The organism is Phenylobacterium sp., from assembly GCF_013911965.1.
Lineage (GTDB): Bacteria > Pseudomonadota > Alphaproteobacteria > Caulobacterales > Caulobacteraceae > Phenylobacterium.
This window is the reverse complement of record NZ_JACESE010000010.1, coordinates 53,459-77,618: the sequence shown is the minus strand read 5'-3', so window position 1 is coordinate 77,618 and position 24,160 is coordinate 53,459. Positions and strand designations below refer to the sequence as shown.

The window sequence follows — 24,160 nt, the reverse complement described above, 5'->3', positions numbered from 1 at the left end:
GCTTTCTCAAAATCAGGGATCGCCGTACGCAGCATATTGAAGCCCATTCCGCTCCGGCGCTTGTTTTCGCCAGCAGCATCGGAGGGACCGACATGGGCGGAGCGTCTAAGAGAGTGCGTGGGTTCTGGATGGGCGCGATCTCGGCCCTCGCCCTTGCAGCAGCGGCCGCACCGCCTGCCGCCCTGGCCCAGACGCCGCCCGCCCGCGGCGTGGCGGGCATGGCGCGGACCGACGGCTACATCCCCTTCTACTGGGACGCGGCCAAAGGCCGGGTGCTGCTGGAGATCGGCGCCTTCGACACCGACATCCTCTACTATGTCTCGGCGGCCAGCGGCGGCGGCTCGGTGGAGTTGCCCTTCGACCGCGGCATCCTCACTTCGACGGTGATCCAGTTCCAGCGCGTGGGTCCGAAGGTGCTGGTGATGGAGCAGAACACCGACTATCGCGCCACGGGCGGAGCGGCCGCGCGGGCGGCCAATGTCGCCGCTTCCTTCCCCACCTCCCTGCTGGCGGCCCTGCCGATCGAGTCCGAGACCGGCGGCAAGGTGGTGGTGGACGCCACCGCCCTCTTCATGCGCGACGCCGCCGGCGTCGAGGCCCAGATGCGGCGCATGAACCAGGGGGCGTTCAAGTTCGACCCCGCCCGCTCGACCTTTTTTCCCGCCCGGATGAAGGCCTTTCCCGAGAACACCGAGATCGAGACCCTGGTCACCTTCAGCGCCGATGCGCCCGGCGCCCTGGTGCGCAATGTGGCCCCCGACGCCCGCCACGTGACGCTGCGCATCCACCACTCGTTCCTCAAGGCGCCGGAGGGCTACACGCCGCGGGAGGCCGATCCGCGGATCGGCGTCAGCACCCTGCGCTTCCAGGACTTCTCGAAACCGATCAGCGAGGCGCCCAAGGCCGAATGGGTCACCCGCTGGCGCCTGGAGAAGAAGGATCCGGCTGCGGCGATCAGCGAGCCGAAGGAGCCCATCGTCTTCTACTTCGACCCGGCCATCCCCGACCCCTTGCGCAAGGCGATGAAGGAGGGACTGCTGTGGTGGAACGCCGCCTTCGAACAGGCCGGCTTCCGCAACGCCATCGAGGCCCGCGACGCGCCCGCCGACATGGACCCCATGGACATCCGCTACGCCTACGTCCTGTGGATCGAGCGGGACGAGCGCGGCTTCTCCTCCGGCGGCACCTATCGCGATCCGCGCACCGGCGAGATTCTCGGCTCGAAGACGCGGATGGACTCCCACCGCATCCGCACCATCGCCAACTATTTCGACGCCTATGCCGGCGGCCTGGCCGAAGACGGGAGCGGAATCACCGTGGCCGATCCCGGCCTCGTCTCGCCCGAGGGCCTGGATGGCATGCCGCCGGCCCAGCGGGACATGGTTCTCCTGCGCCAGGCCCTGCTGACGGCGCACGAACTCGGCCACGCGCTCGGCTTCGGCCACAACTTCGCCTCCAGCCTCAACGACCGCGCCTCGGTGATGGAATATCCGACGCCGCGGGTGGCGGTGAAGGACGGCAAGCTCGACCTTTCCGAACCCTTCCAGAAGGCCATCGGCGCCTATGACGCCTACATGGTCCGCTACGCCTATGCCGAGACGGCGCCGGCTCAGGAGAAGGCGGTTCTCGACGGCGTCATCGCCGACATGCGGCGCGACGGCATCCTCTATGTGCCGACCACCGATCCGCGCTGGACGTGGTACGACGACCGCGCCACGCCGACGGAGTATCTGCGCGAGACGATGGCGGCCCGCGAGATCATGCTCGCCGAGTTCGGGCCGGACATGCTGAAGCCCGGCGAGCCGGTGGGCGAGCTGCGCGACATGCGCCTGTGGATGGCCTATCTCCACCACCGCTGGGCCATCGAGAGCGGCCAGGCCTATGTGGGCGGCCTCTTTCAGAACATCGTGGTCAAGGGTGAGGACCTTCCGCCGACGGAGTTCGTGCCCGGCGCCCTGCAGCGCGAGGTGCTGGGGCTGCTGATGGACTCTCTGTCGCCGGCGCGCCTGGCCCTGCCCGAGAGCCTGCTCGTCCAGTTGACGCCGGACCCCGGCCGCAATCTGGAGGACCTGTCGGAGGACGCCGTCTTCGACCAGCTCAAGGCCGCCCGGATCCTCTCGGCCCTGGTGCTGGAGCCGCTGTTCGACAAGGATCGCGCCGCAAGGATGGTCGCCCTGTCGGCCCGCCAGCCCGACGCGCTGAGCTTCCCCGAGATGGTGCAGGCGGTGATGGGCGCCACCTGGTCGGCGCCGGACGCCGGAACCGCCCAGGCCCGCGCCCTGCGCCGATCGGCCCAGCAGGCGGCGCTCGATTCCATGATGATCCTGGGCGCCCAGGCCGACGCCTCGCCGGAAGCCCGGGCCTATGTGCTCGACACTCTGGCCCAGCTGTCGGCCAGCCTGCGGTCGCGACGCGACAGCGACCCGCTGACGCTCGCCTTCTATCGTCAGACCGCCCGGGACATCGACCGCTATCTGGAGGACCCCGCCGCCCATGCGCCCAAGTCGGCGATGCCGGAGTGGGGCGGCGGGCCGCGGTCGCGGTTCCCCATGCCGCCGGGGCCGCCGCTGGGCGGCTAAAGGCTAGGCGGCCTTGCGGAAGTAGCAGGCGGTGGCGTCGCTCGGCAGGAGGCGGAGCAGCGGATAGACGCCGAGACTGAAGAGGTAGCTGGCCGCCGACAGGGCGATCGGCTCGTCCTGGACGGCGCGGATGCGGCTCCACAGACCCCTGAGCTCCAGGGTCGCGAGCCGGCTCTCGCCCGCGGGCGAAAGGCCTTCCCGCCGCGCGGCCGTCTGCAGGTGGGTCGGGGTGAAGTACCAGACGTGGGGCGAGGGCAGGCCGCGCTGCCACAGGCGGTCATAGGCCCCCGAGAGGCCCACCCGGTCCAGGGCCGACGCCACGCGGAAGAAGAGCCCGCGCTTGTCGGGGCAGTTGAGGCAGAGGACGCCCCCCGGCGCCAGGTGGCCGGCCGCCGCCGCCAGGGCGCCGGACAGATCCGGAATGTGTTCGAGCACGTCGTTGAAGACGATGACGTCGAAGCGCGCCTCCGCCGGCAGGGCGTCGGGGAAGAAGCCGTGGCTCACCTCGGCGCCGCGGCTGCGCGCCAGTTCGACGACGTTGGCGTCCGGCTCCACGCCATGGGCCTCGAAGCCCGCCGCCTGCGCCTGGTCGAGCAGGAAGCCCGGTCCGCAGCCGACGTCCAGCAGGCGGCGGGCCTCCGGCGCGAGCCGCCGGAGATCGGCCAGCAGGCGGGCGTTGTTGCTGCGCCGGACGCTGTCGAGGCCCGCGGCGCGGGCCGCCTCGTCGATGCCCGCATGGCTGGCCTCGCCCGGGATCTGCACCGGCAGGGCGGCGCTGAGCACGCCGCACTGCGCGCACCGCGACAGCCAGTCGTGGCGGTAGGGGAGCAGTTCGCCCCCGCAGACCTGACACTGCGCCGCACTCGCCATGGACCAACACCTCCGGACGCCGCCTTTTGGGGGACTTGGACGGCCTATGCAATCCGCGGCGTGCGGCCGCTGGCCAGCCGGCCGCACGCGCCGGTGACAGGCGCGCGCGGCTGTGGGAGCCTGCCGCCGCCGGACCTGCGGCGCGTCGGAGGAGTGGGGAGATGATCGAAGCCGTCCTGGGTGCGGCCGCCGTCGCGGCGGCCGCCTGCGCGCCGCTCCAGGCCCTGATGGAGGAGACGCTGGGACCCCGCGGCGAGATCGCCGCCGGCGCGGTCGCCTATGTGGGCCTGGCCGATGCGCCCGGCTGCACGGTCAGCCTCCGCGGCGGGACCGAACTGGGCGCCGGGGTCTTCGAGATCGCCTCCAAGATCGACTCCGCCCTGGCGGCGCAGGGCTGGCGCCGGGACCCGTCCGCTGACGCCGACGGCGCCGGGGCCACGGCGGCCGGCTATGTCCGGGACGACCGGCGGCTGACGGTGACGGTCGAGCGCGACCAGCCCGAGGCCGGCCCATACGCCGTCGTCCTGGGCCTGAGGTCGGCGTCGGACCGTTGAGCGGGCGCCCGCCCGCCGCCCGCTATTCGATGATCGGCGGCAGAGGCGCGGGTTCGAGCCTCACCACCAGCGGGTTGGGGTCCAGGTCCAGCATGGCGCCCGTATTGGCGTCGACGCCTATGCCGATCAGACCACCGACGATCACATTGCCGGCCATGGCCACGCCGCCCGGGCCGGAGACGTGGTGGGTGACCTGGCCGCGCCAGGGCTTGTAGCCCGGCTTGGTGATGTCGACGGTGAACTGCGACTTGCGCGGCATCTTGAAGGCGCACGGCGTCTGTTCGCAGCGGAAGCCATTGCTGGTGCGCACCTGCGCGCCCGACGGACTCGTCTCGACGGTCCAGGTCTCGTTGGCGCCGCGCGTGACCGTAGCGCAGGCGCCCAGGCTCAGCGCCGCGGCGAGCGCGACGCAGTGACGAACAGACATACGGAGACTCCCCCACCACAGCTCCCCCCGGAGCCGGGGTCCAGCCATACAGCGAAGGTTGTCCAGCGACAATGTCGCGCGCCATGCGAGCGCGCCGAAGACCGCGCCGCCCCGACCGTCGGCCAAGACCTGAGCGCCGCAGCGACGCGAGAGACGGAAGGAAATGGCGCGCCCGGAACGATTCGAACGTCCGACCCTCAGATTCGTAGTCTGATGCTCTATCCAGCTGAGCTACGGGCGCGCACTTGCCTTGCGGCGAGGGCGCGGAACCTAGTCGGGCTTTTGCGAAAGTGCAAGCCGGGTCCGGGCAGGAATTTTGTGGAAAGCGGCTCAGGCCCCCTCAGCTGAGGTCGCGCCAGCAGCGGACGGCGGCGTCCGGCCAGGGCGTCGCGGCATGGACGCCGCGGGCGACGGCGCGGGCCAGGACGTCGGCGGCCAGGGCGCCGAGCCGCGCGATCTGGAAGTCGGGCCGTTCGCCCAGGGGCCGGCGGCCGGTGGACAGGGCGAAGACCACGTCGCCGTCGAACGGGGCGTGGACGGGCCGGATGGCGCGGGCCAGGCCGTCCTGGGCCATCACCGCGATACGGCGGGCCTGGGCGGGCGTCAGGATCGCGTCGGTGGCCACGCAGGCGATGGTGGTGTTTGTCCGCGCCTTCGGATCGGCCTTGGCCAGGCCCCAGTCGTCGGGATCGGCGGAAAGGCCGGCCGCGCCCAGTCCGCCGAATTCACCGCCCTGCTCGTAGGGCGCCGCCCAGAAGGTCCGCCCGCCGGGCGCCACGACGGAGCCGAAGGCATTGACCGCCACAACGGCGCCGACAGTGAAGCCGTCGGCGGTGACCACGGAGGCCGAGCCCGTTCCCCCCTTCAGCTGTCCGGCCATGGCGCCATATCCGGCCCCCGCCGTGCCGAGAGCGAAGGCCTCGTCCGCCGCAACGGCCGCGGCCCGGCCGAGGCGCCGGTAGGGCGGATCCTCTCCCCAGGCCTTGTCGCCGCCATTGGCGAGGTCGAAGAGGATGGCGGTCGGCACGACGGGCGAAGGCGGCACGGCGGGATTGGCGGCCACCAGGCCGTAGCCGCGGCCCTGCGCGCCCAGCCAGGCGGTCACGCCATCGGCGGCCGCCAGGCCGTAGACCGAGCCCCCCGAGAGGACCACGGCGTCGATCGCGTCGACCAGGTTGTGCGGGTCCAGGGCGTCGGTCTCGCGCGTGCCCGGGCCGCCGCCGCGGACGTCGCAGGCGGCCACGGCCCGCTCGTCGGGAAGCACCACGGTGACGCCGGTGCGCGCCGAGACGTCGGCGGCCTGACCGACCCTGAGCCCCGGAACATCTGTGATCAGGTTGCGCGCGCCGGGCCGGGCGGTGGTGATGGTCATGCGGGCCGTCTCCCTTTGCGCCTGCCTCGCACGCAGCAGCGTTTCTTGTCCACGGCGGGACCGCTAAGGTGGCGTGCTTTCACACTCCACAAGCCCGTACCGGAGCGCCCGTGTCCCTGCGCCGTCTCGCCTCGCCCCTGCGCCAGCTGTCCATCCTCGTCCTCGCCGCCGCCACCGCCTGCGCGCCTCTGAGCGCCTCGCCGCCGGAGGCGCCGGCCACGCCGCGCGCCTCCCCGGTCCAGGGGCAGGCGATGGTGGCCGCCGCCAATCCCCTGGCGGTGGAGGCCGGGCTCGACGTCCTTCGCCGCGGCGGATCGGCGGTGGACGCCGCGGTCGCCGTGCAGGCGGTTCTGGGCCTGGTCGAGCCGCAGAGCTCCGGCCTCGGCGGCGGCGCCTTCATGGTCCACTACGACGCCGAGACGGGAAAGGTGACCGCCTATGACGGCCGCGAGACCGCGCCGGCCGCGGCCACGCCGGCCCTCTTCCTCGACGCCGACGGCGAGCCCCTGCCCTTCTTCACGGCCCTGCTCTCCGGCCGCTCCACCGGCGTCCCGGGGGCGGTGGCCATGCTGCACATGGCCCAGAAGGATCACGGCCGGCTGGCCTGGCCCAGCCTGTTCGAGGGCGCCGAGCGACTGGCCTCGCAGGGCTTCGTGGTCAGTCCGCGGCTCGAGGGGATGATCGACAGCCGCGCGCCCCAGGCCGCCCAGCCGGACGCGCTGGCCTATTTCACCAAGCCCGACGGGACCAAGTACCGCGCCGGCGACGTTCTGAAGAACCCCGCCTACGCGGCCACCCTGCGCAAGATCGCCGCCGAGGGGCCCGACGCCCTGCTGGAGGGCGAGATCGCCCGCGCCATCGTCGCACGCGTGCACGAGGGCGAGCTCGCCAGCGCCATGACGCTCGAAGACCTCGCGTCCTACGAGCCGAAGAAGGGCGAGGCGCTCTGCCGCCCCTACCGCGTCTACATCGTCTGCGCCCCGCCGGCGCCGTCGGGCGGACCGGCGGTGCTGCAGGGACTGGGCATTCTCGAGAACACCCCGATCGCCAACCACGGCCCGGCTGATCCCCAGGGATGGTACCTGTTCTCCCAGGCGAGCCGGCTGATGTACGCCGACCGGGACCGCTACATGGGCGATCCGGACTTTGTGGACGTGCCCACCGAAGGCCTGCTCGCCAAGGACTATCTGGCGCAGCGGGCGGCCCTGATCGGACCGGCGGCCGGGCCGCCGCCGCAACCGGGCGCGCCCGAGGGCGCGGGCGTCCGCGCCCCCGACAACACCAAGGAGCCGGGCGGGACCTCGCATTTCGTCGTCGTCGACGCCGAGGGGAACGTCGTGTCGATGACCACCACGGTGGAGAGCCTGTTCGGTTCGGGCCGCATGGTCGGCGGCTTCTTCCTGAACAACCAGCTCACCGACTTCTCCTTCGCGCCTGAAACCTCGGACGGCGCGCCCGCGGCCAATGCGGTGGCGGGCGGCAAGCGGCCGCGGTCGTCCATGGCGCCGCTGATCGTCCTGAACCAGAAGGGCGAGTTCGTGGCCGCCCTCGGCTCGCCCGGCGGCTCCTCCATCCTGGCCTACAATCTGAAGGCCCTGGTCGGGGTGCTCGACTGGCGCCTATCCATGCAGGACGCCGTGGCCCTGCCGAACCTGATCGCCCGCGGCGCCTCCTACATGGCCGAGACCGACAAGTTCGCGCCCGGCGTGGTCGAGGGGCTGGCCGAGCGCGGCGTGACCTTCACCGCCGTCGGCGGTGAGGGATCGGGCCTGCACGGGGTGATGGTGACGCCGCAGGGGCTCTCCGGCGGAGCCGACCCGCGGCGCGAGGGCGTGGCGCGCGACCTCCAGGCCGCCGCGCCCTAGTCGGCCTCCGTCGGGGCCTTGCGGCGCGGCCGGGGCCTGGGCTTCGGGCCGCCGCGCCCCTTCGCCTGGACCCTGGCCGGCGCGCCCGGCAGACGCAGCTCGAAGGTAGAGCCCTGCGGGCCGCTGCTGGCCAGGACGAGGTCGCCGCCGTGGCCCTGGGCGAGCTCGCGGGCGATGGCCAGGCCCAGGCCCGTCCCCCCCGGCCGTCCCGAGCCGGCGAACGGCAGGAAGAGGCGTTCGCGCACCTTGTCCGGCACGCCCGGTCCATTGTCGCTGAGGCGCACGAGGCTGAGATCGCCCTCGCGGATCAGCGCGACCCGCACGGCCCCGCGCCCCTGGCGTTCCGGCTGCTGCTCGATCGCCTCGCGGGCGTTGCGCATCAGGTTGACGAGGATGCGGTGCAGCTGGTCGGGGTCGGCCAGGACGCGGTCGGCCGGATCGAGGTCGGAGTCCAGGCGGACGCCGCTTTCGGATAGGCGCGCCTCCTCGGCGGCCATCTCGACGGCCTCGGCCAGCAGCGCCGGCCGGGCCTCCGGCGCCGGCTCCTGGCTCCTGCCATAGGCCAGGACATGGGAGGCGAGCTTCACCGCCCGGTCGAGCGCGCGCTCCAGCCGCGGCAGGGCCCGCCCGACATCGGGATCCTCCGAAGCCGCCAGCCGCTCCGAGGCGATCTGGGCGCTGGTCAGCATGTTGCGCAGGTCGTGGTTGATCTTGGCCACGGCCTCGCCCAGGGCCGCCAGACGCGCGCGGGAATTGAGAGCGGCGCGGACGTCGGCCTGCATCCGGGCCAGCTCCACCTCGGCGCGGCCGACCTCGTCGCGGCGGCCTGAGAGCTTCACGGTGGCGCGCGGATCGTCGGGATCGGCGCGGAACAGCTCCATGCCCCGGGTGATCCGCTGCATGGGGCGAACGAGGAAGAGGTTCAGCGAGAGATAGACCAGTCCGCCGGCCACCGCCGAGACGAAGGCGGTGACCGCCACCAGCCGCCAGAGATAGGCCGTCAGCTCCTGCTTCAGTTCGGCGTCGGGCGCGACGATCTCGATGAACTCGGCGTCGCGGAAGCGCGGTTCGGCGACCACGCGCACCATGCGGTCCTCGCCGCCGAAAAGTGTCTGGAAGGGCGCGGCGAGCCACGAGGCCGGGGCCTGGTCGCGCAGGTCGACGAGATAGGGCGTGCGGCTCATGCGCTGTCCGCGCAGAACGAGGCGGCGCACCCCGTCGCTCTGGATCGCCACCCATTCGACCCCGGCCGCTTCCAGGATCTCCGAGGAGAGCTGCTCGCTCACCACGCGGTCGGGCGCGACTTCGGTGGCGAGGGACGCCAGTTCGGCCGCCCGAATCCGATCGAGCAGCCACTGCTCTTCGAAGGCCGCCAGCGTCGGCGGCACGATGATGGCCCCGCCCAGCAGGACGAAGAGGATCGTCAGGATCAGCAGGCGTGCGGAAAGGCCGCCCGGCCAGAAGAAGCCGCGCCTGTCAGGGACCTTGTCTGGGGCCTCATGTCCCGCTGGCGAGGGGGGCTCCGCCATGTCACGTCCGTTAATGCACGTCGCTCGATTGGGCAACGCGACAGATGGCGGGCGGTGGCGCGCGGGGGCTCAGCGGGCGCCGATCGCCTCGGCGGTGGACGCAAAGCCCTCGGCCCGCAGGCAGGCCGCCAGGTCGCGCTTGACGCGGCCCACCAGGCCCGGTCCCTGAAAGACCAGCGCCGAATAGAGCTGCACCGCGCAGGCGCCGGCCCGGATCTTGGCGTAGGCGTCCGCGCCGGAGGCGATCCCGCCGGCTCCGATGAGGGCGAAGCGCCCGTCCGACGCCGCATGGAACTCGCCGAGCACGCGGGTCGAGAGGCTGAGCAGGGGCGCCCCGGACAGGCCGCCCGCCTCCCCTGCCCGGGCGGACTTGAGCGCCGGCCGGGTGATGGTGGTGTTGGAGACGATCACCGCCTGCAGGTCGTTGGCCGCGACCACGTCGCTGATCGCCTCGACCTCGCCCGCCTCCAGGTCCGGCGCCACCTTCAGGAAGATGGGAACCCGTCCCTCCGCCGGCAGGGCGTCGCGCGCCTCGGCGATCCGCCCCAGAAGCTCCTCCAGCGCCGCACGCGTCTGCAGCGCCCGCAGGCCGGGCGTGTTGGGCGAGGAGATGTTGATCGTGAAATAGCTGGCCAGCCCCCAGAGCCGCTTCAGCCCGACCACATAGTCGCCGATGCGGTCCGCGGACTCCTTGTTGGCCCCGATATTGGCGCCGACCACGCCTGCGCGGCGCCGTGACAGGCGGGCGGCGAAGGGCTCCAGCCCCTCATTGTTGAAGCCCATCCGGTTGATCACCGCCCGGTCCTCGGTCAGGCGGAACAGGCGCGGGCGCGGATTGCCCGCCTGCGGCAGGGGCGTGACCGTGCCGCATTCGACGAAGCCGAAGCCGGCGGCCAGCATGGGCGCGAACACCTCGGCGTTCTTGTCGAAGCCCGGCGCCAGACCGACGCAGTTGGGCAGCTTCAGTCCCGCCACGGTGGCGCTGAGGATCGGGTCGTCGGGGCCGCTGTCCCGGGGCCCCAGTCCCGCCTGCAGCAGCCGCAGGGTCAGGCGGTGCGCGTCCTCCGGATCAAGGCCGCGCAGGGCTCCGGCCGCGAGGTCGTGCAGCCGGCTCATGTCAGGTCCCCGAGGTCCGGGACGCCGTCCGCGCCGAGGGGCGCCGTGCGGACGGAGCGGACGTGTTCGGCGGACAGCGGACCGTAGAGATGCGGAAAGAGGTCGCCGCCACGCGACGGCTCCCAGCGCAGGGCCTCGCCCAGATCGTCGCTTTCCACTTCGAGCACGACGAGCCCCTCATGCCCCGCAAAGTGGCGTCGGGCCGTCTCGGCCGCCTGGGCGGCGGTGGAGAAGTGGATGTAGCCGTCGGCGAGATCCACCGCCGAGCCGTCGAAACGCCCGGCGGCCTGGGCCGCCGCCCACGCCTCGGCCGCGAGGATCTTGTAGATTCGGGTCAATCGTACCCCCCGCGCGGCGGCAACAGCAGGCCGTCATAGGCGGGCCGGCCCTGACCGTCGAAGAGGAAGACCGCCGCCGCAGAGGTGGGAAAGCGCGAGCGCGCCGCCGCCATCAGCTCGGGCGAGGCGCCGCCTTCGATGAGCAGGCGCAGGACGAGCTCGTGCAGGCCGGGATTGTGGCCGACGACCAGGATGGTGGCCCCCTGGCCGGCGCACTGGCGGACCAGGTCGAGCACCTCGCCGGCCTCGGCGTGATAGAGGCCGTCCTCGAAGCGGACCTCGCAGGCCGGGCAGGTGGGCGACAGCGCCTCCCAGGTCTCGCGCGTGCGCGCCGCCGCCGAGACCAGCGCCAGGTCCGCATGGAAACCCAGGTCGGCCAGCCGCTCGCCCGCCTCACGCGCGTCCTTGACGCCGCGCGGCGTCAGCCGCCGGTCGAAGTCCTCGCCGCTCCAGGATTGCGTCTCGGCCTTGCCGTGCCGAAGAAGGATCAGCCGCTCCATGCCCCCTCCATAGCCCAGGCGGAGCGGTTCGCCACTCCCTGCCGTGACGTGAAGCTGTTGACAGCCAACCAGCTTGGCGGTCCAAGGCGGCATGAGCGACACGGTGGTCACAGCGCCTGCCATCGAAACCAACGGCGGGACGTGGCGCTGCCCGGCCGACAAGGTCCTGCGCCTGGATTCCGGCGCGACGCTGGCGCCCCTGGAGATCGGTTACAAGACCTACGGCCGGCTGAACGCCGATCGCAGCAATGCGGTGCTGGTCTGCCACGCCCTGACCGGCGACCAGCACGCCGCCTCGACTCACCCGATCACCGGCAAGCCGGGCTGGTGGAGCCGGGTCATCGGGCCGGGCCTGCCGCTCGATCCGGACCGGTACTTCATCATCTCCACCAATGTGATCGGCGGCTGCATGGGCTCGACCGGTCCCTCCTCGACCAATCCGGCGACGGGGAAGAGCTGGGCGCTGACCTTCCCGGTGATCACCATCGCCGACATGGTGCGCGCCCAGGCCATGCTGCTGGACGCCCTGGAGATCCCCACCCTCTTCGCCGTCGTCGGCGGCTCCATGGGCGGCATGCAGGTGCTGCAGTGGGCGAGCGACTATCCGGAGCGCGTGCAGTCGGCCGTCTGCATCGCCGCGGCGGCGCGCCATTCGGCCCAGAACATCGCCTTCCACGAGGTCGGCCGCCAGGCGATCATGGCCGACCCCGACTGGCGCGGCGGCGACTATGAGCGGCACGGCGTGCGGCCGGAGAAGGGCCTGGCGGTGGCCCGCATGGCCGCCCACATCACCTATCTGTCCGAGGCCGCCCTGCAGCGGAAGTTCGGACGCGAGCTGCAGCGCGACGGACTGTCGTGGGGCTTCGATGCGCCCGACTTCCAGGTGGAGAGCTATCTGCGCTACCAGGGGGCGGCCTTCGTCGATCGCTTCGACGCCAACTCCTACCTCTACATCACCCGGGCGCTGGACTATTTCGACCTCGCCGCGAGCCATGGGGGCGTGCTGGCCAACGCCTTCAAGCGGGCGCGGGAGGTGCGCTTCTGCGTGCTCTCCTTCTCGTCGGACTGGCTCTATTCGACCGCCGAAAGCCGCGACATCGTCCGGGCGCTGAACGCCGCCGGCTGCCGGGCGAGCTTCGTCGAGATCGAGACCGACAAGGGCCACGACGCCTTCTTCCTGGACGAGCCGGTGATGGACTCGGCCCTGCGCGGCTTCTTCGAATCCCAGGCCCTGCTGCGGGGGCTGCCGTGACGGCCGCCCTTCGCGAGGACTTCAAGGAGATCCTGCGGCTGATCCGTCCGGGATCGCGCGTGCTCGACATCGGCTGCGGGGAGGGCGAGCTGCTCGACCTGCTGGCGCGGGAGAAGCAGGTGGACGGCCAGGGGCTGGAGATCAGTCCGAGCGGCGTGTCGGCCTGTCTGGCGAAGGGGATCTCGGCGGTCCAGGGCGACGGCGACAAGGACCTGGACCACTTCCCCACGGCGGCCTTCGACTACGCCATCCTGTCGAAGACCCTGCAGCAGATGCGCGAGCCGCGGCACGTTCTGTCGGAGCTGCTCCGCATCGCCGACCGGGCGGTGGTCTCGGTGCCGAACTTCGGCCACTGGCGGGTGCGCTGGGCCCTGCTGACCACGGGACGCATGCCCGAGACCAAGGCCCTGCCGGAGCCCTGGTGGTCGACGCCCAACATCCACCTGTGCACCCTGCGCGATTTCACCGACCTCTGCGAGGAGCTGGACCTGCGGATCGAGGCCTGCGCGGCGGTCAGCCGGGGGCAGCCGGCCCGCGCCATCGATCCCTCGCGCGCGCTCGAAAACTGGCGGGCCGAGACGGCGCTCTTCCTGCTGACGCGAGACCGGCCGGCCGAGGCGAAGACCCCGGCCGGCGCGACTCTCAACGGCGATCTCTTCGGCTAGAAGACCAGCCGGGCCGTGACCCGCGCGTCATAGGCCTCGTAGTCGTCCCGAATCTCGCCGCCGCCTTCCAGCGCCAGGTCGAAGTAGCGGCTCTGGCCGCGGATGCCGGCCCGCAGCACCGCGGCGCCGTCCTCAAGCTCCGGCGCAGCCAGGGTGAAGCTCGGTCCGCCGCTGACGAATTGCGCGGTGGTCGCATCGGGGCCGTCGCCGGTGAGCGCGCGATAGCCGACCGTCACCTCGGGACGCCAGACCATGGTCTCCGGATCGCCGAAGCGGACGCCGAAGGCGACGCCGGCGAAGGCGGCCAGCTGCTGGCTCGTCCGCGCCTCGATGGCCAGGTCGATCGCCTCGCCGCCGCCGCTCTCGGTGCGGCCGTCTTCCTTGAAATAGAAGTAGTCCGCCTGGACGAGGGGCTTGGCGTAGAAGCGGCCCGCCTCGGCGGTGTAGGAGAGGCCCAGATGGGCGGCGGCGGTGACCGCGTTCCACTCAGAGCTCGCCTCGCGGGTGAGGCCGGCGTCGGTGTCGACCACCGCCCGGTCGCCCTGCAGCCAGGCATAGCCGCCCGTCAGCCCCGCCGAGGCGTGCAGTCCGCCCATCTGGTTGCGCCAATAGCCGCCGGCCGAGAGGGCCGAACCGGTCAGCTTCTCGGCTGCGGCCGCGCCGTTCTCGTCCACCGTCACGTTCAGGAAGCTCGCCTGCAGGCCGAGGGCGCCCAGCGGCGTGTCCGTCGCCTCCACGCCGGTGGCGAAGCCGAAGCCGCCGGCCTCGAAGCCGTCGGCGCCCTCGAGGTCCTGGCGGTGGATGACGCCGATCTCCTGGGCCCAGACGCGCATGCCGCGTCGGGGCAGCAGGGCCTCGGTCTCGTCGATCGCCCGGCCCGTCGCCTCGTTGGCCGAGGCCATGATGCGGAACAGGCCGCCCGCATAGTCGGGCAGGAACTGGTCGTAGAGGCTGCGGAAGCCCTCGGCGTCGGTCTTGTCGAGCAGGGCGTCGCGCACCGCCTCGTCGCGATCGAAGGCCTCGAAGACAGCGTCATAGGCGGACGCCTCGGCGGCGTTCAGGCCCGCCTCGGCCGCCGTACGCCGCCGGACATCGGCGATCAGCTCTCCCGCCGCCTCATCGGCCCGCAGGCTGGTCTTGTAGAGCCAGGGCCCTTCCGTCAGCAGGCTGTCATCGAGCTGGCCCTGCACGTCGAGGCTGGCCGCATCGATCAGGGTGAAGCTGGCCGGCTCGGTCAACTTGGTCTCGAAGCGCAGGCCGACCTTGGCGCCGTCCGCCAGCGTCGCGGCGCCGGCGACGTTCAGCCGGGTGGCCGTCCCGGCGACGGGATCGGCCGTGACCACCAGTTCGCCCTCGGACCCGAGGTCGAGGCGGGTGAGCGCCAGCGCGCCCGTATTGGTGGTGGTGAGGCGGCCCTCGGCGATGGTCATGGCCAGACCGCCGCCGGCGTCGGTGAGATCGCCGCGCAGGGTCGCTCCGCCGTCGATGACGAGCGTGTCCGCGCCCGCCCCGAAGGCGACCTTGCCGTTCAGCGTGCCGGCCAGCAGTTCAAGGCGCGCGTCGCCCGAGCCGAACAGCACGTCGCCGACGATGGCCGGGGTGATGTCCTCGTCGGCGTTGGCGGTCTGCCGCACCGTGACGCCGGCGGTGTTGGCCCGCAGGTCCAGGGCGATGGTCTCCCCGTCGATGACGGCGCCGTCCTCGGCGTCGTCGGGAAGCACGAAGGTGGCGCTGATGCGGTTGGTGTTCTCGATCTGCCGAAGGGACCCGGCGGCGTCGGCGACCGCCACGGCCGAGCCCTTGGTCCCGGTGATGGTCGTCGAGATCGTGCCGTTGTTGGTCAGCCAGAGCGCCGAGGCGCCCTGATCGATCTGAACCGCGCGGGCCGCGACCGCGCCGTCGGCGGCCACCACGGTCTGGATGATCCCGCTGTTGGCGAGCGACGGCGCGCTGGCGCCGGCCTTCAGGTGCAGAGCGACCGCGCCGGCTTCGCGGGCGGTGGCCGAAACCTGGCCGTCGACCTTCACGCCGCCCTGGACGTCGACGGCCCCGCCACGGCCGCCGATTTCGACGCCCAGGCCGCTGACGCCGTCATAGATGCCGCCGCCCTGGACCGTGCCCTTGATCACCAGGCCGTAGGCGTCCGCGCCGGTTCCGACGGCGCCGAGGCGGATGGCGTCGGCCCCGCCGATCTGCATCGCCGCAGCCTGGCCATAGCTCGTCACGACGCCCGTCGTCTCGGCGCTGTCGGCGACGCCGTCGCCGTCTTCGTCGTCCTCGTCGGCGTCATTGTTCGGGGGCGGCGCATCGACGAGGACGCCGCCCTGGACGCTGCCCTGGATCCGCACCGCCGGGCCGCCCTGCAGCAGGTCGTCGGCGTCGAGCTTGCTCGTGTCGCTCGGACGGGTCGTGTAGCGGTAGCCGGTGGCGGTGACGGCGTTGCCGAGCACGAGCTTGCCGCCGACGTTCTCGTCCACGGCGACGCCCACGGCGCCCTCGCCGAGGACGGCCACCGAGCCGGTGGTGCGGACGTCGCCGCCGACGGTGCTCGCCGCATGGACGCCGTAGGCGCGCGTCCCCGTGACGCTGACCGAACCGGCCGTCCGGATCGAGCCGTCGACGGCCGTCTCCGCCGAGACGCCCGCCGAGTCGTTCCCCTCCACCGTGATGGAGCCGGCGGTCTGGACGATCGAGCCGTGGAAAGCCTCCGAACCCGTCACGCGGACGCCATGGCGGTTGGAGCCGGTCGCGAAGGGACCGTCATTGTCGCCGTCGCCGTCGGTGTCGGACACCGCGGTCGACTCATCCACCGTCAGCGTGCCCGAGAGCGTCACCTCGCCCGTGCGGCCGCCCTCGATCAGCAGGGCCGTGGCGCCATTGGCGTCGGTGATCGCCGCCGTCCCGGCGATGGACACGTCGTTGTCGCTGTTGAGGGTGACCGCCGTTCCGCCGGTCGGCTTGACCGAGCCGCCGCTGGCGATGGTCAGGTCGTCCGGCGCTCCGGAGTTCGCCGTCGCGGTGGCGACAGGGGTGGTGACCGCCGTCGAGATCGTCGTTTCCGCCTGAGCCGCGCCCGCGGCCGCCCAGAGCAGCGGCGTCGCCGCCGCCGCGCCCAGCCATCGCCTGTCCATGGTCACCCCTCCCGTCACGCCATCGTGAAGGTCGGGGATGCGGCCCAATTACGGAGGAAGTCGGGATGGATTGGGGCCATCCCAAGGCCAATCAAGGCCCTGATGTGGCGCGGGTAACACCGATACTCCGGCGCGAACCCTTCGGCCGGCTCGCCTCCTGGCTGTCATCAGCCGGCGATGGCGGCGGCGTCACGGTCGCCGGTGCGGATCCGCAGGGCCTGTTCGAGGTCGAGGACGAAGACCTTGCCGTCGCCGATCTTGCCGGTGTTGGCCGTCCGCGCCACGGCCTCGACGACCGCATCGGCGATGTCGGAGGGGACGGCGATCTCCAGCTTCACCTTGGGCAGCAGCTTCACCTCGTACTCCGCGCCGCGATAGACTTCGGTCTTGCCGCGCTGGCGCCCGTAGCCGCGAACCTCGGTGACCGTGAGCCCCGAAGCGCCGGCCTCGGTGACCGCTTCGAGCACCGCATCGAGGCGGCTGGGCTTGATGACCGCGACGATCATCTTCATGGCGGCGCGTCTCCACTGGCGGCCGCGAAGCGGCCCGATGAACCTAAGCTAGGGCTTTCCTCACAAGGCTCCAAGAGGCGCGGTCCCTCACAGGCCAGGGCGCCTGTTCACTAGGCGCCAGGCCTAACGGCCTCGTCGGCGGAGGGGTTGCGCCGCACCGCTTCGCGGGCGGCGGGGACCGGCGCCAGGACCGGCCGGGCGAGCCTTGTCCGCGCCCGTTGCGGCCGGGCCTTGATGGCATAGGTCTGCTTGACCGCCTCCATCAGCACGACCCCGGCGAACCGGCGCCACAGGCGCGACCCCGCCTGCTCGAACGGTTCGGCCCAGCCGGCCATCCAGGGCGCCGGCGGCACATAGAGGGCCCGTGTATAGCCGGAGGGCTCCAGTTCGGCCTCGCGCATCAGGGCGGCGAGCTGGCGGCGGGTATAGGGCCGGCCGTGGCCCAGCGGCGTGCTCTCGGCGTTGGCCCACAGCCCGTCGCGGGCGGCCACCGCGACGATCACGCGGCCCGAGGGCGCCAGCACGCGCCACACCTCGCGCAGCAGGGCGGCGGCGTCGTCGCTCTCCTCGATGGCGTGGACCACGAGGATACGATCGAACAGGGCGTTGCGGAACGGCAGGGCGTCCTCGTTGACGAGCGTCGTCAGATTGCCCGCCCCGCCCGGCCAGATCTCCACCCCCTGCTGCGCCGGCATTGCGGCGACCGTACGCCGCGCCCGTTCGCGCAGGGGCCCGAGGAAGGGCGTCGCATAGCCGAGGCCCAGGACGTCGAGCCCGCGGGCGTCGCCCCAGGCCTCGGTCACCTTGCGGCCGATCATGACGCGCGCCGCCCGGCCCAGATCGGAGGCGTAGAAGGCCCGCAGCTCAAGGATGTCTCGACGCATGGTCAGGAGGGTCTAGGATCAATGCGACCCCAAGACTAGATCGGCGCGCGGGCGATTGTCCCGCCGGCGTCGCAGGAAGGAGACCCCGCCATGGCGCTCGACGTCCACCAGTTCCCCTGCCTGTCGGACAACTACGGCTTCCTCGTCCGCGACGCGGCGAGCGGGCTGGCCGCCTGTATCGACACGCCGGACGCCGGCGCGATCCTGGGCGAGCTCGACAAGCTGGGCTGGAAGCTGGCCCTGATCCTCAACACCCACTGGCACCCCGACCACGCCGGCGGCAACGCCGAGATCCAGGCCGCGACGGGCGCGCAGATCGTCGGGCCCGCCGAGGTTCGCCGCATCGCCCCTCTGGATCGGGAGGTGGCCGACGGCGACACGGTCGAGCTGGGCGACACGCGCTTTGCGGTGTTCGAGGTGGGCGGCCACACCCTGGGGCACATCGCCTACTACGACGCCGCCGACGACATCGCCTTCGTCGGCGACACCCTCTTCACCCTCGGCTGCGGGCGCATGTTCGAGGGCAAGCCCGACCAGATGTGGGCGAGCCTGCAGCGGCTGGCGGCCCTGCCCGACGAGACGCAGGTCTACTGCGCCCACGAATACACCGCCGCCAACGCCCGCTTCGCCCTTTCGGTGGACGGCGATCCGGGGCTGAAGGCCCGCGCCGAGCAGATTTTCGCCGCCCGCGAGCGGGGGGAGCCCACAGTGCCCACGACCATCGGACTGGAGAAGGCGACCAACCCCTTCCTGCGCGCGCCCCTGCTGGCGCCGGGCCTGGGCCTGAGCGGCGCGCCGGACCACGAGGCCTTCGCCGCCGTCCGGGCGGCCAAGGACAACTTCAAGGGCTGAGCGGCTCAGCGCACGCCGGCGGCGGCGACGATCTTCTGCGAGGAGGGCCGGCCCGCAAGGCCGTCCTCCGGCGTGATGGTGATCAGGATCACCCCCGCACGCAGGCTCGCCCCCGGCCGCTTGCCTTCCACCAGGGTGACCTTGCTGACCTTGGTCAGCGCCGCCCGCCCCTCGGCGTTGGCCGACATGCGCACCACCGCCTCGGCCGCGACCATGGCGGCGTCGGCCACGAGCGGCGCGGTCTGCGGCGAGGCGTCGGCTTCGAAGGGGATCAGGCGCCGCGCCGCGCGGCTGGCCCGGGCGCTGGCCTGGGCCAGTTTCTGCAGAAGAGCCTCAGGGCCCAGGACCGGCAGCCGCAGGGGGTTAGAATCCCCGACCAGGGCGGCGGGGGCGCCGGAGGGCCGCTCCTGGGTGAAGACGGTCAGGCCGCCGAGACGGGTGGCCCGCAGGACCGGCTCGCCCAGATCGTTCTTGTAGATGATGTCGCCGCGCGGCGCCGGCTGGGCCTGCAGCACCCAGACCTCGGCGCTGTTCTCGAACTTCATCAGCGGGCGCGGCGTGGAGCGGTCGAGCACGAAGGCCCGCCCGTCCTCGACCACATAGCGGCCGACCGGCGGGGCGGAGAAACGCCGGCCGTCATAGCGGCCCTCGCCGAACAGGCCCTCGCGCAGGGAGCCCGGCGCGGCGGAGGCCTGCGTGGCGGCGGCCAGCATCGCGGTGACGAGAGTCGCCGCGACGAGGACGCGCAGGGGCAGCACGGGTCGAGCGCTCATCATGGGCGTTAACACATGCCGTGGGACTGGGGCGCTTTTTGGACGGCGCAGGGTCGTCTAGCCGACCATGTACTGGCCGCCGTTGAGCGAGAGCGTCGCTCCGGTGACGTAGCCGGCGCGCTCGCCGGCCAGGAAGGCGACCATGTCGGCGATCTCCTCGCCGCGCCCGAGGCGACCCACGGGGATCTGGCCGACAATGCCCTTGAGCACCTCCTCGGGCACCGAAGCCACCATCTCGGTGTCGATATAGCCCGGGGCGATGCAGTTCACCGTCACGCCCTTGCGCGCGTTCTCCAGGGCCAGGGCCTTGGTGAAGCCGATCATCCCGGCCTTGGCGGCCGAATAGTTGGTCTGGCCGACCTGGCCCTTCTGCCCGTTGATCGAGGAAATGTTGATGATCCGGCCCCAGCTCCGCTCGCGCATGCCTTCGATCACCTGCCGGGTCATGTTGAAGAGGGAATCCATGTTGACGCGGATGACCTCCGACCACTGATCGGCGGTCATCTTGTGGAAGAAGCCGTCGCGGGTGATGCCGGCGTTGTTGACCAGCACGTCGACGGGCCCGAGCTCGGCGGCGACCTTCTCCACCGCCGCGCGACAGTCGTCGAAGACCCCGACATTGCCCTTCACGACCATCACGCCCAGCTCCCGGGCGCAGGCCTCGGCGGCGGCCTCGTTGCCGGAATAGCCGGCCGCCACCTCGAAGCCGTCGGCCTTCAGCCGCTGACTGATCGCCCGGCCGATGCCGCGCGTCCCGCCCGTCACGAACGCCACTCGTCCCATGATGTCCTTCCTGTCGTCCTCGGAAGCCGGCGGTTATGGCCCGTCCTGGCTCAGATCTTTTCGACGCACATGGCCACGCCCATGCCGCCGCCGACGCAGAGGGTCGCCAGACCCTTCTTCGCGTCGGATCGTTTCATCTCGTAGAGGAGCGTCGTCAGGATGCGCGCGCCCGAGGCGCCGATCGGGTGCCCGATGGCGATGGCGCCGCCATTGACGTTCACCTTTTCGGGATCGAGCCCCAGTTCCCGCACGACGCAGAGGGACTGCGCGGCGAAGGCCTCGTTGGACTCCACCAGGTCGAGGTCGCCGACGCTCCAGCCGGCCTTTTCCAGGGCCTTGCGGCTCGCCGGGATCGGGCCCGTGCCCATGATCTCGGGATCGACGCCGGCATGGGCCCAGGAGGCGATGCGGGCGAGCGGCTTCAGCCCGCGGGCCTGGGCTTCCTCGGCGCTCATCACCACCAGGGCGGCGGCCCCGTCATTGATGCCCGAGGCGTTGGCGGCGGTGACCGAGCCCTCCTTGTTGAAGGCGGGGCGCAGGCCCGAGACGCTGTCCATCGTCACGCCGTGACGGATGTACTCGTCCTGGTCGACGACGGTGTCGCCCTTGCGGCCCTTGATCGTCACCGGAACGATCTCGTCGGCGAACTTGCCGGCCTTCTGGGCGGCCTCGGCGCGGTTCTGGGAGGCGACGGCGAAGCTGTCCTGGTCGCCGCGGGTGATCTGCCAGCGGGCGGCGATGTTCTCGGCCGTCTGGCCCATGTGATAGCCGTGGAAGGCGTCCCACAGGCCGTCCTTGATCATGGTGTCGACGAAGCTCAGGTCGCCCATCTTCTGGCCGGAGCGCAGATGGGCGGCGTGCGGCGCCTGGCTCATGCTCTCCTGGCCGCCGGCCACGACGATCTTCGACGATCCCTCGGCCACCTGCTGGGCGGCGAGGGCCACGGCCCGCAGCCCCGAACCGCAGAGCTGGTTCAGGCTCCAGGCGGGCGCCTCCACGGGCACGCCGGCGCCGATGGCGGCCTGGCGGGCCGGCCCCTGGCCGGCGCCGGCCTGCAGCACCTGGCCCAGAATGACCTCCTCCACGTCGGAGGGCTTCAGGCCGGCGCGCTCGATGGCCGCGCCGATGGCGGTCTTGCCGAGTTCATGCGCCGGCAGGCTGGCGAGCGCGCCATTGAAGGCGCCGACCGGCGTGCGGGCGGCCGAGACGATGACGACGTCGGTCATGGGAGGCTCCTTCGCGGTGTCGCGCTTATCTATCGAGCACGGGCAGCCCCTTGGGCAAGGGGCGCGCGCGGCCTTGGATGCATTTGCGATTTCCCTCGCATCCGCGATACTGCGCCGCAAAGCGCGCGGGCGTCCGCCGTCGGACCCGCGAAAAAAGGATTCGGGATGGCCGAGACCCAGGACAAGGGCGCGAAGCCCGGCGACGACCGCGTCGTCATCAAGAAGTATGCGAACCGGCGGCTCTACAACACCGCCTCCTCCTCCTACGTGACCCTCGAGCATCTCGCCGACATGGTGAAGCAGGGAGTCGACTTCGTGGTCTATGACGCCAAGACCAACGAGGACATCACGCGCACCGTGCTGACCCAGATCATCTTCGAGGAGGAGAGCCAGGGGCAGAGCCTGCTGCCGATCCAGTTCCTGCGGCAGCTGATCAGCTTCTACGGCAATTCCATGCAGGCTTTTCTGCCCAGCTATCTGGAGCTGTCCCTGGCCACCTTCGCCGAGCAGCAGGAGCGCCTGCGGAGCCAGTTCTCCCATCTCGGGAGCGCGCCCATGGCCGGCTACGAAGAGCAGATCCGGCAGAACCTGGCCATGTTCGACCGGGCGATGAAGATGTTCACCCCCTTCGCCTACGCCCCAAAGGCCGGCGAAGGCGCGCCCAAGCGCGAGCCCGCGGCGCCCGAACCCGCGCCGGCCGCGCCCCAGGACGACATGCTCAGGGCGCTCCAGGAGCAGATGGCCGCCATGCAGGCCCAGATCAACAAGCTGGCCTCCAAGGAGTGACTCTTGGCCCGGCTTGGGCGTTCCTTAAGGATCGCCCGGCAATCTTCGCCGGTTCAGATGGAGCCGAACGCCCGTGACGTCGCCGATCGATCCCGTCCGCCGCGCCGCACGCCTGCGCCGCCTGCGTCGGCGCGCCGACGGCTCCGAAGACACCGGCGCTCCGCAGGATGAAGCGCAACTGCCCGCCGTGGCCGAGCCTGCGCCCCCGCCGGCGCCGGCGGCCCCGGCCGGCGGGCCTTTGGGTTTCACCGCCCATGTCATGGCCCAGGGCGAGCAGCGCCGGGGCCTGAAGGGCGGCCCCGAGACGCTTCAGACGGCGCGTCAGGCCTATAATCGGACGGAGTATTCCGGACAGGCCGACCGCCGCGCCCCCGCGGGCCGCATAGCGCGCACCAAGATCTAGCCTCTCCCGTCGCCGCGCAGGCGGGCGAGCTCGGCCTCCAGGACGGCGACCCGCTGCTCCAGGGCGGCGATGCGGGCCTCCGGGCCCGCGCCGGGCGTCGGCGTGGACACCCCTGCGCTCCTGGCCACCTCGGCCGGCGTGACCCCCAGCACCTCGGCGAAGACGCCCACCTCGTCGGCCGACAGTTCGCGCTGGTCCTTATAGGCGAGCGCCAGATCGGCCTCGCTCATGCCTGCGGCCGCGGCCAGGATCCGGCGGTTGAGCCCCCGCTCGGCCAGGCGGGCGTCGAACCATTGGGCGTCGAAGAAGAGCGCCATGACGGAACCCCTGATTGGCGCCGGTCTTGCTTAACCGGCGTTGACCTTTCCTGTTTCGTCCGGGCCCTTCCGCATGCTTCTCCGCCTCACCCGCGTCTTCGACATCGCCGTCGTCACCCTGATCTTCACCGCGCTCACCTGACGTCTCAGGCTTCGCCCGGCCCGAAGTCGATGTCGCGGCGGGCGGCCACGATGGTGACGATGAAGCCGGCCAGCACGTCCAGAAGCACCATCACGGTGATCAGGAAGAAGGTGGAGGTGGCGAAGGCCGGCGCCAGGAGGAACTCCACCAGGCAGACGATGAACAGGATCATCGACAGGGCGTGGTTGATGATGGCGATCCGCCGGCTGGTGGTCGATTTCAGCAGTTCGATGAACAGCACCACGAGCGAGGCCGCCAGGAACAGGTCGCCCAGGCTGACGGACCAGTCCACGTTGGAGGCCATGCGGATGGTGAACAGCTCCTCGCCCATGCGCAGCCCGGCCTCCACCGAGCCGAGCCCGCCCAGCAGACTGAGCGCGACGAGATTGTAGACGGCCACCGGCAGGGCCAGCAGCGGAAATGCGGCGAACATGCAGACGCCCTCCCCCAGCGGGCCTCCCCGGCCCGATGCGGGACATTAGCGCCGTGCGACGACAGCCGTGAAGGGGCCGCGCGCCAGACGGGAACCGGCCCTAGACCTCGTCCACGCCCTGCGGCAGGCGCGAGCGCGACTGCAGCCACATGACGCCCAGGAGATCCGAGGCCGAGGCCCAGAGCCGGCCGAGGTTGGTGTATTTGGACCGGCCCGTCTGGCGATGACGGTGCCCCACGGGCCGGAACTCGACGCGGTAACCCTCCCGCAGCATCAGGGCCGGCAGGTAGCGGTGGATATGGTCGAAATAGGGAAGGCGGAGGAAGGCTTCGCGGCGGAACGCCTTGAGCCCGCAGCCGGTGTCGTCCGCCGTATCCCTCAGAAGCCGCTTGCGCACGCCGTTGCCCAGGCGGGAGGCCACCTTCTTGGCCCGGCTGTCCTGGCGGCGGACCCGCTCGCCGCCCACCATGGCCAGGTCCGGCCCGCCCGCCAGCAGGGCCTCGACCAGGGCCGGTCCGTCGGCGGGGTCGTTCTGACCGTCGCCGTCGAGGGTGACGATCACCGGAGCCCGCGCCGCCATGACCCCGGAGCGGATCGCGCGGCTCTGGCCGGAATTGCGGCGGTGGGACAGAACCCGCAGTTGCGGAATCTCGGCCTTGAGGGCGGCGAGCGCGGCTCGGGTGCCGTCGCGGCTGGCGTCGTCGACGAAGATGATCTCGACCTGGCGGCCTGCGAAGGCGGCGGCGATCTCCCGCGCCAGGGCCGGGGCTGCGCCCTCTTCGTCGAAGACGGGAACCACCACGGAGATGTCAGGCGATTGGCTCATGCCCCTCCATAGCGGAAAAGGCGGC

Annotated in this window: 24 protein-coding genes and 1 tRNA gene; 8 read left to right on the top strand and 17 right to left on the bottom strand. The window is 71.7% G+C overall.

What is annotated here, in order from left to right; translation table 11 throughout:
* Positions 1-128 precede the first annotated feature (128 nt).
* Entirely contained in the window at positions 129-2,579 is a 2,451-nt protein-coding gene (locus H2041_RS11735) for a zinc-dependent metalloprotease (RefSeq protein ID WP_293412853.1), read from the top strand.
* A 3-nt stretch (positions 2,580-2,582) separates the two neighbouring features.
* Here H2041_RS11735 and H2041_RS11730 read toward each other — a convergent pair whose 3' ends face one another.
* Complete coding sequence (locus H2041_RS11730; RefSeq protein ID WP_293412851.1) at positions 2,583-3,449, bottom strand: class I SAM-dependent methyltransferase; 867 nt, start codon at positions 3,447-3,449, stop codon at positions 2,583-2,585.
* Positions 3,450-3,610: 161 nt separating this feature from the next.
* On the opposite strand from H2041_RS11730, the gene H2041_RS11725 reads away from it, so the two are divergent.
* Positions 3,611-4,003 (top strand): hypothetical protein, encoded by a 393-nt coding sequence (locus H2041_RS11725; protein WP_293412849.1) that lies wholly within the window; start codon positions 3,611-3,613, stop codon positions 4,001-4,003.
* 22 nt (positions 4,004-4,025) lie between these two features.
* On the opposite strand, the gene H2041_RS11720 is transcribed toward H2041_RS11725, so the two are convergent.
* From H2041_RS11720 to H2041_RS11710, 3 genes are all read right to left on the bottom strand, one after another.
* Positions 4,026-4,430, bottom strand: a complete 405-nt coding sequence (locus tag H2041_RS11720) for a PEGA domain-containing protein (protein WP_293412848.1) — start codon at positions 4,428-4,430, stop codon at positions 4,026-4,028.
* 164 nt (positions 4,431-4,594) lie between these two features.
* Positions 4,595-4,671: transfer RNA gene (locus tag H2041_RS11715), tRNA-Arg, on the bottom strand.
* A 99-nt stretch (positions 4,672-4,770) separates the two neighbouring features.
* A complete protein-coding gene (locus tag H2041_RS11710) occupies positions 4,771-5,802 on the bottom strand; it encodes a P1 family peptidase (RefSeq protein WP_293412846.1) in 1,032 nt (343 codons plus the stop codon).
* A 116-nt stretch (positions 5,803-5,918) separates the two neighbouring features.
* On the opposite strand from H2041_RS11710, the gene ggt reads away from it, so the two are divergent.
* Positions 5,919-7,667 (top strand): gamma-glutamyltransferase, encoded by a 1,749-nt coding sequence (gene ggt, locus H2041_RS11705; RefSeq protein WP_293412999.1) that lies wholly within the window; start codon positions 5,919-5,921, stop codon positions 7,665-7,667.
* On the opposite strand, the gene H2041_RS11700 is transcribed toward ggt, so the two are convergent.
* From H2041_RS11700 to H2041_RS11685, 4 genes are all read right to left on the bottom strand, one after another.
* Positions 7,664-9,196, bottom strand: a complete 1,533-nt coding sequence (locus tag H2041_RS11700) for a HAMP domain-containing sensor histidine kinase (protein ID WP_293412845.1) — start codon at positions 9,194-9,196, stop codon at positions 7,664-7,666. The genes ggt and H2041_RS11700 overlap by 4 nt on opposite strands.
* A gap of 69 nt (positions 9,197-9,265) precedes the next feature.
* A complete protein-coding gene (locus H2041_RS11695; RefSeq protein WP_293412844.1) occupies positions 9,266-10,312 on the bottom strand; it encodes a quinone-dependent dihydroorotate dehydrogenase in 1,047 nt (348 codons plus the stop codon).
* Positions 10,309-10,650 carry a DUF952 domain-containing protein gene (locus H2041_RS11690; RefSeq protein ID WP_293412842.1) on the bottom strand — a complete coding sequence of 114 codons (342 nt, stop codon included), beginning with the start codon at positions 10,648-10,650 and terminating at the stop codon, positions 10,309-10,311. The genes H2041_RS11695 and H2041_RS11690 overlap by 4 nt, the downstream gene beginning before the upstream one ends.
* Positions 10,647-11,150 (bottom strand): histidine phosphatase family protein, encoded by a 504-nt coding sequence (locus tag H2041_RS11685; protein ID WP_293412840.1) that lies wholly within the window; start codon positions 11,148-11,150, stop codon positions 10,647-10,649. Before H2041_RS11685 ends, H2041_RS11690 begins: the two co-directional genes overlap by 4 nt.
* A 91-nt stretch (positions 11,151-11,241) precedes the next feature.
* On the opposite strand from H2041_RS11685, the gene H2041_RS11680 reads away from it, so the two are divergent.
* Both H2041_RS11680 and metW read left to right on the top strand, forming a co-directional pair.
* Entirely contained in the window at positions 11,242-12,402 is a 1,161-nt protein-coding gene (locus H2041_RS11680) for a homoserine O-acetyltransferase (protein WP_293412838.1), read from the top strand.
* Positions 12,399-13,067, top strand: coding sequence for a methionine biosynthesis protein MetW (gene metW, locus H2041_RS11675; protein WP_293412836.1), 669 nt, complete (start codon positions 12,399-12,401; stop codon positions 13,065-13,067). Before H2041_RS11680 ends, metW begins: the two co-directional genes overlap by 4 nt.
* Here the strand turns inward: metW and H2041_RS11670 are convergent.
* The 3 genes from H2041_RS11670 to H2041_RS11660 form a co-directional block, all read right to left on the bottom strand.
* Positions 13,064-16,198, bottom strand: a complete 3,135-nt coding sequence (locus tag H2041_RS11670; RefSeq protein WP_293412834.1) for an autotransporter outer membrane beta-barrel domain-containing protein — start codon at positions 16,196-16,198, stop codon at positions 13,064-13,066. The two genes, metW and H2041_RS11670, sit on opposite strands and share 4 nt — an antisense overlap.
* A 167-nt stretch (positions 16,199-16,365) precedes the next feature.
* A complete protein-coding gene (locus H2041_RS11665; protein WP_293412832.1) occupies positions 16,366-16,710 on the bottom strand; it encodes a P-II family nitrogen regulator in 345 nt (114 codons plus the stop codon).
* 110 nt (positions 16,711-16,820) lie between these two features.
* Complete coding sequence (locus H2041_RS11660) at positions 16,821-17,594, bottom strand: methyltransferase domain-containing protein (RefSeq protein WP_293412830.1); 774 nt, start codon at positions 17,592-17,594, stop codon at positions 16,821-16,823.
* Between the two features lie 90 nt (positions 17,595-17,684).
* Here H2041_RS11660 and gloB point away from each other — a divergent pair, with 90 nt between their 5' ends.
* Positions 17,685-18,446, top strand: coding sequence for a hydroxyacylglutathione hydrolase (gloB, locus tag H2041_RS11655; protein WP_293412828.1), 762 nt, complete (start codon positions 17,685-17,687; stop codon positions 18,444-18,446).
* Positions 18,447-18,451: 5 nt separating this feature from the next.
* On the opposite strand, the gene H2041_RS11650 is transcribed toward gloB, so the two are convergent.
* The 3 genes from H2041_RS11650 to H2041_RS11640 are packed head-to-tail and all read right to left on the bottom strand — an operon-like array spanning position 18,452 to position 21,228.
* On the bottom strand, positions 18,452-19,219 hold the full coding sequence (locus tag H2041_RS11650; RefSeq protein ID WP_293412826.1) for a DUF4908 domain-containing protein: 768 nt from the start codon (positions 19,217-19,219) through the stop codon (positions 18,452-18,454).
* A gap of 57 nt (positions 19,220-19,276) precedes the next feature.
* Positions 19,277-20,002, bottom strand: a complete 726-nt coding sequence (gene phbB / locus H2041_RS11645) for an acetoacetyl-CoA reductase (protein WP_293412824.1) — start codon at positions 20,000-20,002, stop codon at positions 19,277-19,279.
* A 50-nt stretch (positions 20,003-20,052) separates the two neighbouring features.
* Complete coding sequence (locus tag H2041_RS11640; protein WP_293412822.1) at positions 20,053-21,228, bottom strand: acetyl-CoA C-acetyltransferase; 1,176 nt, start codon at positions 21,226-21,228, stop codon at positions 20,053-20,055.
* A 165-nt stretch (positions 21,229-21,393) separates the two neighbouring features.
* On the opposite strand from H2041_RS11640, the gene phaR reads away from it, so the two are divergent.
* On the top strand, positions 21,394-22,014 hold the full coding sequence (gene phaR, locus H2041_RS11635) for a polyhydroxyalkanoate synthesis repressor PhaR (protein WP_293412820.1): 621 nt from the start codon (positions 21,394-21,396) through the stop codon (positions 22,012-22,014).
* A gap of 73 nt (positions 22,015-22,087) precedes the next feature.
* The gene (locus H2041_RS11630) at positions 22,088-22,417 is read left to right on the top strand and encodes a hypothetical protein (RefSeq protein WP_293412819.1); all 330 of its coding nucleotides are present in this window, start codon (positions 22,088-22,090) and stop codon (positions 22,415-22,417) included.
* On the opposite strand, the gene H2041_RS11625 is transcribed toward H2041_RS11630, so the two are convergent.
* From H2041_RS11625 to H2041_RS11615, 3 genes are all read right to left on the bottom strand, one after another.
* A complete protein-coding gene (locus H2041_RS11625) occupies positions 22,414-22,734 on the bottom strand; it encodes a helix-turn-helix transcriptional regulator (RefSeq protein ID WP_293412817.1) in 321 nt (106 codons plus the stop codon). The two genes, H2041_RS11630 and H2041_RS11625, sit on opposite strands and share 4 nt — an antisense overlap.
* Before the next feature lie 146 nt (positions 22,735-22,880).
* Positions 22,881-23,309, bottom strand: a complete 429-nt coding sequence (locus tag H2041_RS11620) for a hypothetical protein (RefSeq protein WP_293412815.1) — start codon at positions 23,307-23,309, stop codon at positions 22,881-22,883.
* A 100-nt stretch (positions 23,310-23,409) separates the two neighbouring features.
* On the bottom strand, positions 23,410-24,135 hold the full coding sequence (locus H2041_RS11615; RefSeq protein WP_293412813.1) for a glycosyltransferase family 2 protein: 726 nt from the start codon (positions 24,133-24,135) through the stop codon (positions 23,410-23,412).
* Positions 24,136-24,160 lie beyond the last annotated feature (25 nt).